Raw genomic sequence first — 17,724 nt, 5'->3', positions numbered from 1 at the left:
AACCACTCTTGTCGCTTGGTTAACTAGCGGGCTTATGTGGCACAGCACAGCCTTGGCCGCCACGTCACTGTCTGAAAAGAATTGGCTGTTAGTCATCATTGTAATTTTGCTAGGGCTACAATCGGTATTGATTATCGGCTTACAACGCAGCCGTCTGACCAACAAGCAAGCTCGTCTTGCATTGTGCCAATCACAAAAAGAGTTAGAGGCGAAAGTCCGCGACCGCACAGAGTCGCTACATGTCACAAATGACCAGCTGTATCAGGAGATCGGTCGGCACGAAGCCACCGAGCTATTGTTGCGTGAAACCCAAGAATATCTCCATAGTATTATCAATTCGATGCCATCGGTGATTATTGGCGTGACACACCGAGGCTTTGTCACCCACTGGAATGCTGCCGCTACCGACAAGACAGGCATTGACGCGGCAACCGCACTGGGCAAGCACTTGGGCGACATCTATCCTACCCTCCCCGTCGATGGCGACATTATCAGCGAAACCATCGAAGCTGGCGCGCCTTACTTAAGCCAAAACATCCAAGACACTATAGACGGCGAACTGCACTACAGCGATCTGACCATTTACCCGCTGATTGCAGCCCAGGCGATTGGCGCTGTGATTCGGATCGATGACGTTACCTTGCGAGTGCGGGTCGAGAACATGATGATTCAAAATGAAAAAATGTTATCGCTGGGCGAACTGGCAGCCGGTATGGCCCACGAGATCAACAACCCGTTAAGCACCATCTTGCACGGCATACAAAATATCTATCGACGTATTTCGCCGACATTGGCCACCAATCAAAGCACAGCTAAACGACACCAAATAACGTTGCAGCAATTAAACGCTTACCTCGACGACCGACATATCACTCAGTTTTTGGAGGATATTCGCGAGGCCGGAGAGCGATCTGCCGATATCGTAACCAATATGCTGGACTTTTCTCGCACCAGTTCGCGCAGCCAACAACTTTTTGACTTGGGCCACGTAGTACGCCACGGGGTCGAGTTATTGGCTGCCGAGCGAGTCAACCTACCGGCTATTGAGCTCGACATTGACCCAACCCTCGAGAAGATAGTCGGCTGTGCCGCTGAAATTCAACAGGTATTACTGAACTTAGTGCGCAACGCCGCTCAAGCGCTGACAGAGTCTCAACGCGACGCTCCATTAATTAACATACAGGTGAGTCAGTCTGACAAATACGCCATTGTGCGTGTATCAGATAACGGACCAGGTATAGCAGACGAGGTAGCACGACATATTTTTGAGCCCTTTTTCACAACAAAAGAAATTGGTCAAGGCACAGGCCTCGGCCTTTCGGTATCCTACTTTATTATTACTGAGCATCATGAAGGGACTATTGATGTCGACTCAAGCGAAGGAGAAGGCACACGTTTTACCATTAAACTGCCTAAAACCACCGCGCAGCAAGATACGCCAAACTCTAGCAAACAGGTATCTGAGCTGCATTAATATTCTTTATAAGACGTTACCTCACGGAAACTTAAATGATGGTGTATAGCAACAATACTGTAGCGTTCATAAAAACCAGACCATTAAAGACTTTACTCTCGCCATTAGTGTTGGCTCTGGGGCTTAGCGCCTGCCAAACCACCGAGTTGCCACCACCGACTAACGCTGCCATTAGCCAGTTTGCCACCGACATACAAGCCGCCGCCGTTACCGATGTGACGATAATGAACCACTGTAGCGCGCTAGGTGGCCCAACGGGTTCTTATGCCGAAGCGGTCAGAGAGTCGTGGCAGTTTTCCAATCAAGAATTACTGGCCGCGGCAGAGCGCTGGTTAAACAGCACTCGAGCCGACCAAGTGACCATAAACGCACTGCCCTACTCGCTTACAGCCATAGCTGATGTACACGACTTATCGATCAGCGCCAATGAATCGCTCAATTTAGCTGGGCGCAACCCAAACGGTCAAAAGTACGTTTGTAATCGCGAGCTTATGCGTATCGAAACAGACACTTATGCAGAGCTGTCTGACCCACGCACAAGCTCAGCACTGAGCCAACAAGCCGAGTCATTGGCCGAGCTGGAAACCGGAGTCGCTGATATTTTAACGCGTTGGGCACACTGGCCTAAGCCGGGACGCAGCTATATATCGCTGGTGGAATCAGTAAGGGCCCAATGCCCGACACAATCGCGTATAATCACGCTTGAGAACAACTGGCCCCACGAGCGCTATGCACAATACTGCGACGCCGTGCCGGTCGGTTTACACCAATGTGAATGGGGTGCTTGTAGTGTCCTATTAACCGAACCACCCGAGCGCTAATAGCTCTCGGGCTGCCGAGAGCCCGCATGACCGAACAACGTTTCACCCTCGATGCTTACCAAGACCAGCTGCAAGAAAAAACACAACGTATTAAAACCTTGTTTGCTGATAGCAATATTCCCGAACCTGAAGTTTACGGCTCGACCCCCACTGGGTTTCGGATGCGTGCCGAATTTAAGGTTTGGCACGAGGGTGATGAATCGTTCTACGCCATGTACCGCCCGGGAGAATATAAAACCCCCTACCGCATCGACAATTTCCCGCAGGCGCACGAAACCATTAGCCAGTTGATGCCGGTACTGCTTAGTGAGATTAATGCCTGTGAGCTGATCCGACGTAAACTGTTTCAGGTTGAGTTTTTAACGACCTTATCGGGTGAGGCCTTAATCACCTTGATCTACCACAAAAAACTCGATGACAGCTGGCAGGCTAAGGCCGAAGCCCTACGGGAACGGCTGGGGGTGTCGTTAATTGGCCGCAGCCGCAAGCAAAAATTAGTGCTGGGACAAGATTTTGTCACCGAAACCTTGCAAGTAAACGAGCGTCAATACCGCTATCAACAAATCGAGAGTAGCTTTACTCAACCCAACGCTCGAGTTTGCGAGAAAATGCTCGGCTGGGCTGTTAACCATACTCGCGATTGCGGCGGCGATTTAGTCGAGCTGTATTGTGGCAATGGTAATTTCACCCTACCACTGGCTAATAATTTTAACCGCGTTTTGGCAACCGAACTTGCCAAATCATCGGTTAATTCCGCGCGTTACAACATGCAGCTAAACGGCATCGACAATATTGATATCGCGCGCATGTCGAGCGAAGATTTCTCTCAAGCAATGGACAAGGTTCGCAAGTTCCGAAGACTCAAGGACATTGACCTAGACAGTTTTAACTTCTCGACTATTTTTGTCGATCCGCCGCGCGCCGGCCTTGACCCTCACACCACGGCCATCACTCAGCGCTACGATACAATTGTCTACGTATCTTGTAACCCAGAGACATTGCATCGAGACTTACAAGAAGTCACCAAGACCCACCAAGTGTCAGCCTTTGCATTGTTTGATCAGTTTCCGTTCACCCATCATATCGAATGCGGAGCTATTCTAAAGCGGCGCATTTAAGCGCCGTTTTAGCATCAATATAATTAAAACGTTTTACCGCGAATACGCTCGGCTGCCGCTAACACGAACGCACTGTAAGTTTGCTCGTGCCGAAGACGCTCTTTTTCAAGCTTACGGCGCTCGGCCACAGGCAGCTTTTTCCACTGCTCTAAAATAGGAATATGCGAGGTCGCATCGCGCAACTGATAAAATGCCGAATACTCCTCTCGCACGCTATCGTCCACCGATAGCGAGTCCAGCAGTACTGATATCCGAATACTCGCTTCAGTAAACGATAAATCCTCGCGCCCCACCGAACCGGCAATAACTTGAATACTGGTATTAATACGTTGGCGCTGCGCAGCAGATTCGGCTTTTACCTGCTCCAACTGCGTTTTTTGAAGTTGCCGCAAGCGATATAATTGCCATAAATAATAACCCGCAACGGCGGTTAACACGGCAACAATTAAGATCGCCAGCGTTATCAGCATTACAAACAATGTGCTATTCATTAGGTTCCTCGATTTGATCGTCGTATTCAGCATACGTATCGGCCGCATGCTTAAGTAATGGGGTATTGATATTTTTTTTGGTTTTAGCGCCCAGCTTACGGATATTATCGACACGCTTAATTAGGTTTCCACGGCCAGAGGCCAAGCGCTTGTATACCATCTGATAAGCTTCTTGAGTTTTTGTCAGTTGCGAGCCAACCGTCTCTAGCGCCTCTAACAGCCGTACAAAGTGATCATGCAAGGCACCGGCTTCGGTAGCAATACGCTCAGCATTTTTGTTTTGCTTTTCATAGCGCCAAACATTTTCCACCGTACGTAAAATAGCCAGCAGTGTCGATGGGCTCGCAAGAATAATATTTTGCTCGTAAGCCTCTTTATAAAGGTTGGCATCACATTGCATAGCAAGCATAAAAGCCGCCTCTATGGGAATAAAAATAAACACAAAATCGAGCGCTTTAATACCTGGCAAACGCTCGTAATCCTTTGCGCTTAGATCTTTTATATGGGTTCGTAGCGACTGTATATGGCGCTGTAGATGCTGCTGCTTTTCTGTCTCGTTGTCACTATTACAATAGCGTTCGTAATCGGTTAAAGACACCTTGGAATCCACCACAATGTCTTTACCCTCGGGCAAATGCACAATAACATCAGGCACTCGGCGGCTACCATCATTGGCCAACAAGCTCACCTGCGTGTCGTATTCACGACCTTTTTGCAACCCAGACTGCTCCAACAGACGCTCTAAAACGATCTCCCCCCAACCACCTTGCGTTTTATTATTACCTTTGAGTGCTTGGGCTAGATTAACCGCATCTTCACCAATTTTATGCGCCTGACGTTGCAGCTCGATAATCTGCCCCGATAGCCTGCTGCGCTCGGCATTTTCTTTTTCGTATACATCTTCAACTTTTTTACGAAACTCCTGTAACTGAATCTTAAAGGGGCTTAAGGTGCCCTCCAACAGGCCTTGACTGGCAACACTAAACTGTTCGCTTTTTCGCTCAAACAGTTTATTGGCGGTAAGCTCAAACTCTTGTTTTAACTCAACCTTCGCGCGCTCTAAAAAGCGGCTCTGTTCGGCCAGTGATTCACGCTCGCTTGCCAGTAGCGTTTGCAATTCTGTGCGCTGTTGACTTAGCTCTATAATGCGCGCTTCTTGTAGCTCGATCCGCTCACTCTGCTGCTCAAAATGGCTCAGCCTCTCCTGCAGCCGAGCCGCCTCAACTTGCGCGTTATCGCGCGCTTGCTCCATCAAAAGACTGCGCTGCTGCAACTGTTGCAGCAGCTCTTGACGGTTTGCCAGCTGCCGATCGCGCTCGGCAAGCTTGTGATTCCACTCGCTCTCGGCAAGAGCTGTACTATGGTCTAACTGAGCGCACTGCTCTTCCAGCTCACGCACTCGCCGCGCGCGCGGACGAACCGATGCAAAATAGCCCACCAACAAAGTAATACCTGCCGTTATCACAACAACAAGCGCAAATAGCGATGTTGGGGGACTTGCCAAAAAATCGGACATAACTAGTGTTTTACTCATATGAGGTGTCAGCTAAAACAACGTCTCTCGGGCGCAGTCTGAGCATTGGGAGCCTATTCAATTCAACGATAAGGTCAATCATCGCTATACTGCAAAATTGATACACCCTCAATTGAGCAAGCTTTAACCAACAAGCCTTAAGCTGATCGAAAGGCCAAAAATGCAACAGGCAAGTTATCATATCAACGACTAATTGGATAAATTACCAAGCCAAACAACATTAAAATTAACGTGGAATAAGGTATATTGAGCAATCTGTACGATGAATATATCGGCACCCAATTATATCCAATCGCCAGCACGCAGGTACTGTACTTACACATGAGCCGTTCACACGACGACACAACGAACGATAACTGTTCGGAGCCCTCATCTGAAATCAGCGGGCTGACCCGCCAGGTACGGCGCCTATGCGCCGATGGTTACCGATTGTACGATAGCGCCGAGTATCGCCTCGCGCTGCGCTCATTCTATCAAGCTTGGCTAATAATCCCCAAGCCACAAACCCAACACATCGAGGCCGGTTGGGTGTTAACCGCTATTGGCGATAGCTACTTCCGACTTGGGCAATACGAGCAAGGCGCAGAGTCACTGCAGTCTGCGCTGTGTTGCCCTACCGCCGAGCAAAGTCCTTTTGTGCAGTTGCGACTGGGGCAATGTTTATGGCAAATAGGCCGGCACGCCGAGGCGCGTAAGTGCCTGTTCCACGCCTATCAAAGCCAAGGCGAAAACCTTTTTGCCACAGAGCTTGAATGCTACCGCAAAGCGATTGAAGACTTACTGCCTCATGACTGAACCTTGCCAGCAAGCGGTGCCGCACATTGTTATTTTTGATTCGGGCGTAGGTGGGTTAAGTATTTTACAAGCCGCGCGGCAACAACTGCCCCACTGCCGCTTTAGTTATTTATCGGATAACGCCGGATTTCCTTACGGCAACAAACCCGCCAGTCAGGTTATTGATCGCGCCTGTCACGTACTAACATCTTTTACCCAACAGGTAAAAGATGTTGATATTTATGTGATCGCTTGCAACACCGCTAGCACCCTCGCACTGCCACGCTTGCGCCGCCACTTTAGCCGACCAGTAGTAGGCGTTGTTCCCGCCATTAAACCTGCCGCTCTAAACAGTAAAAATCGCTATATCGGTCTACTTGCCACACCCGGTACAGTTAAACGCAGCTACACCAAACGCCTCATCCAAGAGTTTGCCGCCGACTGTCAAGTGGTCTGTGTAGGCTCATCGGCATTGGTTGAGTTAGCCGAGCGTAAGCTGCGCCAACTGCCAATCACAACCGATGAATTACTGCCCATTTTAAAACCCTTTTTAACCGCCGGGAAAGCGAATCCTAGCCCAGATAAGTTAGACACTTTAGTGCTGGCTTGTACGCACTTCCCACTACTTGCCGCTGAAATCCAACAAGTAGTGGGCAGCGACATTTACTTAATAGATTCGGGCGCGGCGATTGCTCGACGTATTGAATACTGGGCTCAGCGTATCGTGCCTGCGGGCTACAGCAGCCAGCAGCCCACCTACGCTTGGTTTACTCGGGATGATCAAAACATCGTCGAGCTTGCGCCAACCTTAGCTTTATTCGGCTTTAAATCCAGTAGGATTTTGCCATAGCCATCACCAATGATGAGCTCTTAATAGGTGACATCATCAAACAATAACGCCATCAACTGATCAGCGGGCAATGGGCGACTATAAAGGTAACCTTGGCCAAAATGACAACCGCACTCGGTTAAAAATCGGTGCTGCTGATCGGTCTCAACGCCTTCTACCACCACTCTATAACGCAGTGAGTTAGCCATCGCAACAATCAGCGATGTAATCGCTCTATCTTCTTCATCATCGGGTAAATCTTTAACAAAACTCCGATCTACTTTTAAACTATTGATCGGTAAACGCTTTAAATAACTCAGAGACGAATAACCTGTACCAAAATCATCAATCGCCAGCGAACAGCCTTTTAAGCGTAACTTTTCTAATCTAGGAATTACATTTTCCGCATCTTCCATTAACGTGCTCTCAGTAACCTCAAGCACTAAGCTTTCAGGGGGTAAGGAGGTCGCCTCAAGTATTCGATCTAAGTTATCTAAAAAGCTGGTATCATTTAGCTGCCGCGCCGATAAATTAACCGACATACTAAACTTACGCTGCATCGACTTTTGAATAAGCTTGGCCTGATAACAAGCCGTTTTTAACACCCATTTACCCAAAGGTACAATTAAGCCCGAATCTTCTGCTGCGGGAATAAACTCCCCAGGTAGTACTAGGCCTCGGGTCGGGTGATTCCAGCGAACCAAGGCTTCGGCTGCCACAATTTTACCTGTGACCAAATCAACAACAGGTTGGTAATAAAGTTCGAACTGGCCACTTTTAAGGGCCGCGCGCATTTCGCGCTCTACGGTTAAACGCTGCTCTACGGCAAGGTTCATATCCGAGGTGTAAAACTGAAAAGCATTGCGGCCTTTATACTTAGCTTGATACATAGCCAAGTCCGCATTTTTCATCAGATTATCTATATGATTACTGTCATCGGGCGCCATGGTAATACCAATACTAACGCCAACCACCACCTCTTTACCTTGCAGCTCAATAGGCTTATTGAGTGTGTTGATAATTTTGTTTGCAACCACATAAGCATACTGTGGACTCTCGACCTGATCGAGCAATACCGCAAACTCATCCCCACCAAGACGCGCAACCACATCATCATCACGCAGCTCTCTTTTTAAGCGACGCGAAACTTCTGTTAATAGCTGATCGCCAGCTTCATGACCAAAAGTATCGTTTATGCGTTTAAAGTGATCCAAGTCAAGATAGAAAAGCGCCACTTTGTTGCCAACACGCTGACCGCGCTGTAACGCCCGGCCTAACAGCCGCTTAAACTCTGTACGATTAGCTAAGCCAGTTAAATGATCGTAGTAAGCGAGCTTTTCAACTTCTTGCTGCTGCGCTTTTAAATCAGAAATATCTTGGCCGACACAAACATAGAACTCGGGTTCTTGGTTGTCCCCCATAATGGCGGTGATCGTTTGTATTATCCAAAACTGTTCGCCACGCCCTGTTTCAGCTAAATACTCAGCCTGCCACTGCCCGGTGTCCTCACCTTTCACTCTAGGCTTGCCCGACAGAATCTCGGTTTTAATATTCTCGATAGTGATTTGCTGTGTATTTTGCGGAGACAACAACAACGCTTGATACTTCTCGCAGTGCTCATCAAGGTTGTAACCGGTGACTTGCCAATATTGCGTATTGGCATAATCCAACTGCCAGTCTTTATTTAAAATGGCCACTAAGCTAACACTGTTTTCAATCGCGCTCATTAACTTGCGCGACTCAGCCCCAGCCTTATCCAGCAAAACAATTTTATCGTCGAGACCTCGCACCAAATGCCTAATTTGATCCAGCATATTATTGATACTTCTACCCAGCCGGCCTATTTCATCATAGCCAACCTCAGGCACGCTCAAATACCAACGATCTCTATCAATTTTTTCGGTAGCGTCTGCCAGCGCCCGAATACGATAAGTAACAAGGCGCCGAATACTAAAAAACAACACAACAAACAAAAACACCGCCAACATCATAATATTGGCGTACACCGCCAACATAGATTGCTGAAAGGCGTTAGCAATAACAGATTGCGGATAATAAAAACTGATGATCCAATCCATTTGAGTTAAGCGATTAGCCACAACATTCAACTGGCCGCCGGTAATTTTTTGACGATATATAGTGCCCAACAGCAAGTCATTATTGACAACTTTATGCATGTACTCAGCTAAAATTTGGTCTTGACGGCTGTCGGTTTTTAAAGCCGGATAAGCAGCATTTGCATCGTCATGGGTTGACGATTTGCTGTGCAAAATAAGCTCGGCTTGGCGATTAAAAATAAATGCCTCAATCTGATTGCCGTCGGCATCGAGGTCATCCAGCTTTTCAAGCAGATAAGTGACATTAATATCGCCCCCAACGACACCGACAAACACATCATCCATGTAAACCGGCAGCACTAAAGAGGTCATCCAAACTTTGCTGTAAACATCAAAATAGATGGGTGTCCAACGCGCCTCACGCTCGGGATTATTTGCCGGGGTCGCTGTTGTAAAAAATATCTCTTGGGTCACATCATGATCTGGCCGGTGAGCGCTCACAATAGTACTTGGCCAAGCCCGTGATACCCGTTCGGTACTGATAAAATATAACCCACTGAAAGCGTGGGTTAACACCGGCGCAATGTAATCCCAACTTTTCCCGCTCGCAGCAACTTGATGATTCAGTAGATCCGTCACCTCGGTATCGGGGGGAACAAAAACCGCGGAGCGTGCAGAGTAAAGCCGGTAAGCACCATCGACGTCACGATAGTTCGCAATATTTAACGAGCCAGAGAAATCTTTAGCTAAATCTTCCTGTAACACTTGCCGGGCCGCTTGCAGTGCCTGTAGACGGCTGTCTAACTCACTTTCAAGGTAGCTGTTATAACGGGTAGAGAGAGCCTGTAAACGATTGTCGTATAAAGCTTGAATCCGCTGGGTTTCACCAAAGCCCACCCGAATAGCGCCTATAATCCCGCTAAGGACGACAAAGCCGAAAACCACCAGCAAAAGCTTTGCGTTTAATGAGCGGATAAAAGGTTTCAATAGACCTCCTGGATGAAACAATAGGGTTATCGCTGTTGCTTTGGCGCCTTTAGAGATTTACCTACTGGCATCAAAAAAGTCATTTTACACGATTAATGCCCGCGACCAACGCCTAGCTCAAGCGGCTTGCCCGACGGGCTTATGACAACGTAAACTGCTGCGGCCCACCCAGCCCAAGGAGATGTTATGGCGGCCGTACTATTTAACATAGAACCGCTTCGCGAAGCGCTAGAGCACGACACTTTAGTGTTAACCGCTAACAACCGCCAGCGCAATCAAATCCTACGTGCTTTTCATCAATTTAAAGCACAACAACAAGGCCTTAAAGTGTGGCCGCAACCGCGCATCCTTAGTTTGCGCCAATGGATCGAGCAGCAGTGGCAGGCTCTGTTATTAAATGGCAACACCGAGCTTGAGGGCACTATTGCCAACAGCTGGCAAAGCCTAGCGCTGTGGGAGCAAGTAATAGCAGGCAGTAATGCCGGCCGTCTACTGCGTCAGCGTGAGCTTGCCAGTACCGCCGAGTCTGCCCGTCAAAGCCTAGATGCCTGGTGCTGTCCAGATGCCGAGCTACTGGCTGCGAGTGAACATCGCCCCAATGCCGGCACGTTTATAAGCTGGCTGGCACAATATCGGCAAGCGCTAACGCGCTGCCAGCTGGTGAGCCCAGAACAAGCTCAAACTCTGCTACTACGGGCTTTCATCAGCGGCGAGCTTACCCCCGAGACCAATGCCTTACTGTATGGTTTTGACAATTTGACACCGCTGGCACAACGCTTACTTGATGGCGCGCTGCCAAACGCCACCCAAGTTAACAGCCAACTATATAAGCAAACCTTACCGGTGCGATGCGCATTAAACGATTTTGATGCTGAAGTCCGCGCCGCCGCTCATTGGGCCGACACTATTCTTGCAGCAACCCCCGAGGCCGTAATCGGCATTGTGGTGCCCGACTTAGGGCAACAACGCTCTCGGGTAGAGCGTATTTTTAAAGAAATCTTTGAGCCGCTGGCCTGTCAACCAGGTAAACCCCGTACTGTAGCGCCTTTTAACTTTTCCAGTGGCACACCGCTAGGCAGCGCAGCAGTCATTCGTACAGCGCTCGATTGGCTGGCTTTTGCACTTCAGGCACAGCCGATAGAGCGTATTTGCCGATTACTGAACAATGATTTTTGGGGTGATTCAAGCACTGAGCGAGCATTGCGCGCGGCACTGATCAAGCGCATCCGTCACACTGGCAGGCAAAAGCTTAGTATCGCCAACCTGCGCTATCTACTGGAGCAGTTGACACAAAAGCACCCTGAGCTGGAGTCGGGGTTATCACGGCAACTGCAAATCGCCAGCGAAATCGAGCGCGAGCGGCATCATAAACACAACTTGTCACATTGGCTAGAGCGCGCCATGGGCTACCTCGATCAGCTAGGCTGGCCCGGCACTCGGGCACTCGACAGCATTGAGTTTCAGCAAATTAAACAGTGGTACGAGCTGCACAATGAACTGCTAAGCCTGACTCAAGTACAGCCTCTTTTTAGCTTATATGAGGTGACCGACTTGCTGCGTCGCAGCGCCGACAAAACGCATTTCCAAGCTCAAACCCCCGACTCACCTATTCAGATTTTAGGAGCACTTGAGGCATCTGGGCTAAGTTTTAGTCACTGCTGGATCTTAGGAATGAACCACCGCGCCTGGCCCCCAGCTCCTGCGCCCAATCCACTTTTGCCAATCAACCTGCAGCGTGACTGGCAAATGCCCAACGCCAGCGCCGAGCGCGAGCTGGCCTACGCTGCGCGTCTTACCGAAAACTTTAAGCACTGTGCCCCCCAAGTAGTGTTTAGTCATGGCGCCAATGCCGATGACCAACCACTTAAGCCCAGCAGCTTAATTACCGAGCTAAGCGCCATCGAGCCACAGGCATTAGGCATTACCGGTGAATCTATGCGTGCCGAGTACTACCGCTTACTGACGGCCTCGGGCAAATTCGAGGCCGTCGACTGCCGCTACGGCCCGGCGCTGAGCAATCCCAAAGTACGCGGCGGTGCCGGCTTATTTAAAGCTCAAGCAACCTGCCCGTTTATCGCATTTGTGCGCTATCGCTTAGGAGCCAGCAGCCCAAGTGAAGCAACCCTGGGGTTTTCAGCTATCGAACGCGGTAACGTACTGCACGATGCGCTAGCCGAGGTATGGCAGCAGTTACAAAATTCTGCTGCACTAGCCACACTGACTAACGACGCACTGAAAGCTATCGTGGTAAGCGCCTGCAGTAACGCCGTGAACAACACAGGGAAAAGCCGTGGCGCTGAAATCGGAGCGATGTTCCGCCAGCTAGAAACAGAGCGTTTAACACAACTGCTGGGTGACTGGTTAGCGCTTGAGCGCACTCGCGAGCCATTTGTCATTCAAGAAATAGAAACCCAACACACACTGAACTTTGAAGGTTTAGAGTTAAGCGTTAGGGTCGACCGTATTGATCAGCTTGAAGGCGGCAATGGGCCACTCATCATTGATTACAAAACCGGCCAAGTAAATACCGCTAACTGGCAGAACCATAAATTTACCGACCCTCAACTGCCCTTATACGCTTGCACCCTCGCCGAAGGTGGCGCTCAAGCTATCGCTTTTGCGCAAATAAATGCCAACGCTCTGCGCTTTGCCGGTCTTGGCCACGCCACCGGAATTGACGGTATAGAAGACCTACCCGACGAGCAATGGCGCGAGCAATTAGACGATTGGCAGCGGCGACTGGCCGAACTTGCCCAAGAGTTTCGCGACGCTTGGGCAGTGGTTGATTATCGCAACAAAAGTGCGCGCGCCTATGACAGCGAGCTAGAGGGCCTCACCCGCGCCGATGAGCTGACAGACATCTCCCAGTGGTTGCAGACTTCAGGAGCATGCTTACCATGACCGTAACGAATACCCCCAGCGTTAACGAACCGCGCGATGCCCATGTGCGCCAACAAGCACTTGACCCGCGCCACTCGTTTGCTGTCGCTGCGCCGGCCGGCTCGGGGAAAACGGGGCTACTGACACACCGTATTCTTAAATTACTGCTCACGGTCGATGCGCCCGAAGAGGTCTTGGCCATCACCTTTACCAATAAAGCCGCCAGCGAGATGCAAGAGCGCCTGTTGGCCGCGCTTGAACGTGCCGAGAGTGATATAGAGCCTGAATCTGAACATGAGCGAGCACTGTGGCACAGCGCTCGCGCGGTAATGCAGCGCGATAAACAACTTAATTGGCAAGTGCTACACAACCCTAATAGATTGCGGGTCCAAACCATCGACGGCCTGTGCCGCTCGATTGCCTCACAACTGCCTTTTGACAGTGAGCTAGGCGCCATACCACCAACATTAGAGGATGCCGAAACAGCTTACCGCGAAGCAGCTCAGACATTTTTGCAATCAATCGAGCAAGACGTTAGTTACCGCGACGATTTAATTCACCTTTGCCGTCACCTCGATAATAACCTCGACAGTTTGCAGGCACTGTTTGTAGCCCTACTGCAAAAACGCGAACAGTGGCTCGGCCCAGTTATTATGGCCTCCAGCGAGCAAGCACGGCGCTTTTTAGAGGCGACCTTAACGCAGTTATGCCGCGAGCATTTGCAGCGTTTGCAGCGCACATTACAACCCATCGCGAGCGAACTGTGTTTATTACTCGACAGCGCCGCCAGCTATTTAAGCGAACACAAACCCGATGCGCCGCTCGCCGCACTAGCGGGCATTAAAGCTTTACCGGCGGCCGAACCAAGCGCTTTAGCCGAGTGGTGCTTGCTTGCCGATTTTTTATTAACCGGCAAAGGCGAATGGCGCAAGTCCGTCACCGTCGCTCAAGGAATTCCTGCAGGAGCTGCCGGCAAACCACTTAAAGAGCGCTTTAAAGAGCTGATTGAGCAGCTGACTCTGGCACCAGACGCGTTGCAGTTGATTAACGAGCTGAACACCTTACCGCCCACTGAATACCAAGACGACGAGTGGCAAGTGCTGGCCTGCCTGACACGATTATTGCCGCAGCTGGCGGCGCAACTATGGCTAAGTTTTGCCGAGTTGGGCGCAACAGACTTCACCCAAGTCACCTTAGCGGCACTACAAGCGCTGGGCGACAGTGATGATCCGAGCGAGCTAGCACTTAAACTGGATTATCAAATCAAACATATTTTAGTTGACGAGTTTCAAGACACTTCGCTGCCACAACTGCATTTACTGGAAAAACTCACCGCTGGCTGGCAAACCGACGACGGCCGCACATTGTTTATCGTCGGTGATGGTATGCAATCGTGCTACGGATTTCGCAACGCTAATGTAGGCCTTTTTTTGCAAGCTCGGCACGAGGGTATCGGTCAGGTTGCCTTAAATGCTGTGGATTTAGAGGTGAATTTCCGCTCCTATGGCGGGGTGGTCAATTGGGTTAACGACACATTCCAATCTGCATTTCCAGCGGCTGACGATATTTCCCGCGGCGCGGTTAGCTACACCCCCTCTAGTGCGTTTAAGCCTTGCCAGCCTGATGCTGCGGTCGAGGTTTATATCAGCACCTTTGCCCCTAAAGCCGAGCAAGATGAACCCGGTGCCCGCAGTGCAGAGCTTGCCAGACTATGTGAGGCTCGCGCCGCGGTTGAGCTGATACGCCAAGCAAAGATACGCAATCCAAATGGTAGCATTGCCGTGTTAGGGCGCGGCCGTAGCCATTTGCAGCTTATTATCAGTGAGTTGAGCAACGCCGGCATTACGTATCAGGCAAACTCTATCGACTCACTGGCAAGCCGAATGGTGATACGAGATTTAACCTCGCTAACTCGGGCACTGCTGCGCCCCGATGACAGAATTGCTTGGCTGGCAATGCTGCGTGCACCTTGGTGTGGCTTGGACTTGCACGACCTACATACACTCGCCCACGCACCTTACTCCGAGCCCGGTCCGCGCGATGCGATGGAGTTGCCGTTCATCTGGCAACAGTTACAAAACCCTCAGGCGTTAACCGCTCTAAGCGCTGCGGGGCGCCACCGGTTAGAGCGCGTTGCCGCGATTATGAAGGCCACATTAAATAACGCCGGCCGTTTAAGTTTACGCGAATGGCTGTGGGGGGCATGGGCAGAGCTTGGCGGCCCGGCGGGCTTGTTAAATGCCACGGATCACGAAGATGCCGAGGCATTTTTTACACTGATCGACAAGTTTGACTGCGCCGCGGGCATCGAAGACTGGGCCGGATTTGATCGAGGCCTTAATCGCTTATTTGCCGCACCGATGGCCACAGATACTGGCGCTAGTGACGAGCAAAATCCGGTGCAAATTATGACGCTGCACAAATCAAAAGGCTTGGAGTTCGACACTGTTATTATTCCGGGGCTGGATCGCCCCACCCGATCAGACGGCAAATCTTTATTATTATGGCGTGAACGCCTATCGGCAGCAGGCGAGCCACAACTGCTGTTAGGCCCACTGGCCCCCGCAGGGGAAAATCACGGTGCCCTGTACCAGCATTTAAAATACGAACAGCGCCAACAAGACAACTACGAGGCAACACGACTGCTGTACGTGGGCTGCACCCGCGCGATAGAACGACTGTACTTATTGGGCTGTAGTAGCCGAAAATCTGATAAAAGCCTAGCGGAAACCACCCCAGGCGGTATGTTGCAGCACATTTGGCCACAGGTGGCACAGGCGGCCCGCAGTGCCGATGAATTGCTAAGCAACGTCACTGCGGACTCTGTGACAACCTCAATAGAGCCAGGTTTTATTCGTCGCTTAGCTGGTGATTGGCAGCTCCCTAACGCGCAAGATAATACCCGGCTTGCACATCTACGCGGCCGCGAGCACACCGAGCAAGACAACATCCCCAGCCGAGAAACCCGCGCCAATACCACGGCGCGCTTAACTGGCACGGTTATTCACAGTATTTATGACGCACTCTCGAAACAACCACTGCCCGATAACAGCAGTGCGTACAGCCAAGCGCAAAACTCTCGCTGGCGGCTGCTACTGCTGCATCAAGGTGTTGGCAGTGATGCTTTACCCGAGGCTCTTGGACGCGTTACTCGCGCCATTAACAATACACTCAACAGCCCCACTGGCCGCTGGGTCTTGGCGCAGCACCAACAAGCCGCCAGTGAAGCTGGCTATGTCAGTCCGCGCGGCAAAGGTTTTGCGCAACAAATTATCGACCGTACCTTTATCGCCGATAATCGACGCTGGATTATTGATTACAAAACCTCTGAGCCTGCAATCGGCCAAAGCACAGAGGCATTTCAGGAAACACTGATAGCGGAGTATCGCGAACAGCTAGAGCGCTATCGCGACCTATTTAACGAAGAATCACTGCCATTAACGATGGCGCTTTACTGCCCATTTTTGGCAAGCGACCAACAGCTTATCGAAATACCTATCGGTGACACACCATAGATTTAGGTTTTCTATCGAGGCAATAACAAAAAACATCCACAACATCCACAAAAAGGTGAGAAGTTTCAGTACAATAGGCGCTCTTGATCACTATTAATCAAAAAAAGGGTGTAACCTGCCCTACTTAACCATCACATATTAATGACTGGAACGCTGATGTCTAATGCAACACAAGATGCTGCCGTTGACGATTTAAATGTCGTCTCGCAAGAGCTGTTGATCTCGCCAGCCGAGCTTAAGCGCGAGCTGCCCTTAAGCGATAAGGCCCGGCAAGCGATTACCGAAGGCCGCGACACTATTCGCAATATTCTCGACCGTAAAGATCCGCGTATCTTTGTGGTCATCGGCCCCTGCTCTATCCATGACGTAGAAGCGGCCAAAGATTATGCCGCTCGATTAAAAACGTTGGCCGATGAAGTGAGCGACAGCATTTATGTGGTTATGCGCGTGTATTTTGAAAAACCTCGCACCACTGTAGGCTGGAAAGGACTGATCAACGACCCTTACCTCAACGATTCTTTTAAGATTCAAGAAGGTTTGCACATCGGTCGCAGATTATTGCTGGACATTGCCGAACTGGGTCTACCCACGGCAACCGAGGCACTCGATCCGATTTCACCTCAGTATCTGCACGACTTAATAAGCTGGTCAGCCATTGGCGCACGCACCACTGAGTCGCAAACTCACCGAGAAATGGCCAGCGGCCTGTCGTCGGCGGTAGGTTTTAAAAATGGCACTGATGGCGGCTTAACCGTTGCCATTAATGCATTGCAGTCGGTCTCTAAACCGCACCGCTTTTTGGGCATTAACACCGAGGGTCAGGTTTCTATTATCCGTACTCGCGGCAACCCTTATGGCCACGTAGTATTACGCGGCGGTAACGGCAAGCCTAATTACGATTCAGTTAGCGTTGCTATGTGTGAAGGCGAGCTCAACAAAGCCAAAATCACACCTAACATTATGGTCGACTGCAGCCACGCCAACTCCAACAAAGATCACAACCTACAGCCTCTGGTAATGGAGAATGTTGCCAACCAGATCGTTGAGGGTAATAAATCTATTATCGGGCTAATGATCGAAAGCAACATTGGCGAGGGAAACCAAAGCATTCCCGAAGATTTAAGCCAGCTCCAATACGGTGTATCGGTAACCGATGCCTGTATTGATTGGGACAGCACGGTAAAAGCCTTGCACGCTATGCGCGATAAAATCAAGCCTATACTGAGCAAGCGCAACAGCTAAAA

11 protein-coding genes are annotated in these 17,724 nt (G+C 50.2%); 8 read left to right on the top strand and 3 right to left on the bottom strand.

The genetic code is table 11. The features are described from left to right. Positions 1–34 precede the first annotated feature (34 nt). The 3 genes from GILYN3_RS04225 to trmA are packed head-to-tail and all read left to right on the top strand — an operon-like array spanning position 35 to position 3,413. Positions 35–1,474, top strand: a complete 1,440-nt coding sequence (locus GILYN3_RS04225) for a two-component system sensor histidine kinase NtrB (RefSeq protein ID WP_049722556.1) — start codon at positions 35–37, stop codon at positions 1,472–1,474. A 35-nt stretch (positions 1,475–1,509) separates the two neighbouring features. Further along, the gene (locus GILYN3_RS04220; protein ID WP_049721693.1) at positions 1,510–2,295 is read left to right on the top strand and encodes a hypothetical protein; all 786 of its coding nucleotides are present in this window, start codon (positions 1,510–1,512) and stop codon (positions 2,293–2,295) included. A 26-nt stretch (positions 2,296–2,321) separates the two neighbouring features. Further along, entirely contained in the window at positions 2,322–3,413 is a 1,092-nt protein-coding gene (gene trmA / locus GILYN3_RS04215; protein WP_049721692.1) for a tRNA (uridine(54)-C5)-methyltransferase TrmA, read from the top strand. Between the two features lie 23 nt (positions 3,414–3,436). Here the strand turns inward: trmA and GILYN3_RS04210 are convergent, their stop codons facing one another. Continuing rightward, positions 3,437–3,904, bottom strand: a complete 468-nt coding sequence (locus GILYN3_RS04210; RefSeq protein ID WP_232305503.1) for a DUF2489 domain-containing protein — start codon at positions 3,902–3,904, stop codon at positions 3,437–3,439. Continuing rightward, a complete protein-coding gene (rmuC, locus tag GILYN3_RS04205; protein WP_232305502.1) occupies positions 3,897–5,438 on the bottom strand; it encodes a DNA recombination protein RmuC in 1,542 nt (513 codons plus the stop codon). The genes GILYN3_RS04210 and rmuC overlap by 8 nt, the downstream gene beginning before the upstream one ends. A 321-nt stretch (positions 5,439–5,759) precedes the next feature. Between rmuC and GILYN3_RS04200 the strand changes: the two genes are divergently transcribed. After that, positions 5,760–6,233, top strand: a complete 474-nt coding sequence (locus GILYN3_RS04200; RefSeq protein WP_157484852.1) for a tetratricopeptide repeat protein — start codon at positions 5,760–5,762, stop codon at positions 6,231–6,233. After that, positions 6,226–7,062, top strand: a complete 837-nt coding sequence (murI, locus tag GILYN3_RS04195) for a glutamate racemase (RefSeq protein ID WP_049721690.1) — start codon at positions 6,226–6,228, stop codon at positions 7,060–7,062. Before GILYN3_RS04200 ends, murI begins: the two co-directional genes overlap by 8 nt. Positions 7,063–7,082: 20 nt before the next feature. Here murI and GILYN3_RS04190 read toward each other — a convergent pair whose 3' ends face one another. Next, positions 7,083–10,085 carry an EAL domain-containing protein gene (locus GILYN3_RS04190; protein WP_049721689.1) on the bottom strand — a complete coding sequence of 1,001 codons (3,003 nt, stop codon included), beginning with the start codon at positions 10,083–10,085 and terminating at the stop codon, positions 7,083–7,085. Positions 10,086–10,271: 186 nt separating this feature from the next. Between GILYN3_RS04190 and GILYN3_RS04185 the strand changes: the two genes are divergently transcribed. The 3 genes from GILYN3_RS04185 (at position 10,272) to GILYN3_RS04175 (ending at position 17,722) form a co-directional block, all read left to right on the top strand. Further along, entirely contained in the window at positions 10,272–12,986 is a 2,715-nt protein-coding gene (locus tag GILYN3_RS04185; RefSeq protein WP_049721688.1) for a PD-(D/E)XK nuclease family protein, read from the top strand. After that, positions 12,983–16,480, top strand: coding sequence for a UvrD-helicase domain-containing protein (locus GILYN3_RS04180; protein ID WP_049721687.1), 3,498 nt, complete (start codon positions 12,983–12,985; stop codon positions 16,478–16,480). Before GILYN3_RS04185 ends, GILYN3_RS04180 begins: the two co-directional genes overlap by 4 nt. Before the next feature lie 156 nt (positions 16,481–16,636). Continuing rightward, positions 16,637–17,722, top strand: a complete 1,086-nt coding sequence (locus GILYN3_RS04175) for a 3-deoxy-7-phosphoheptulonate synthase (RefSeq protein ID WP_049721686.1) — start codon at positions 16,637–16,639, stop codon at positions 17,720–17,722. Positions 17,723–17,724: the final 2 nt, after the last annotated feature.

The sequence above is a fragment of the Gilvimarinus polysaccharolyticus genome, assembly GCF_001187555.1.
Taxonomy (GTDB): domain Bacteria; phylum Pseudomonadota; class Gammaproteobacteria; order Pseudomonadales; family Cellvibrionaceae; genus Gilvimarinus; species Gilvimarinus polysaccharolyticus.
This window is presented reverse-complemented; position numbering and strand designations above follow the sequence as displayed.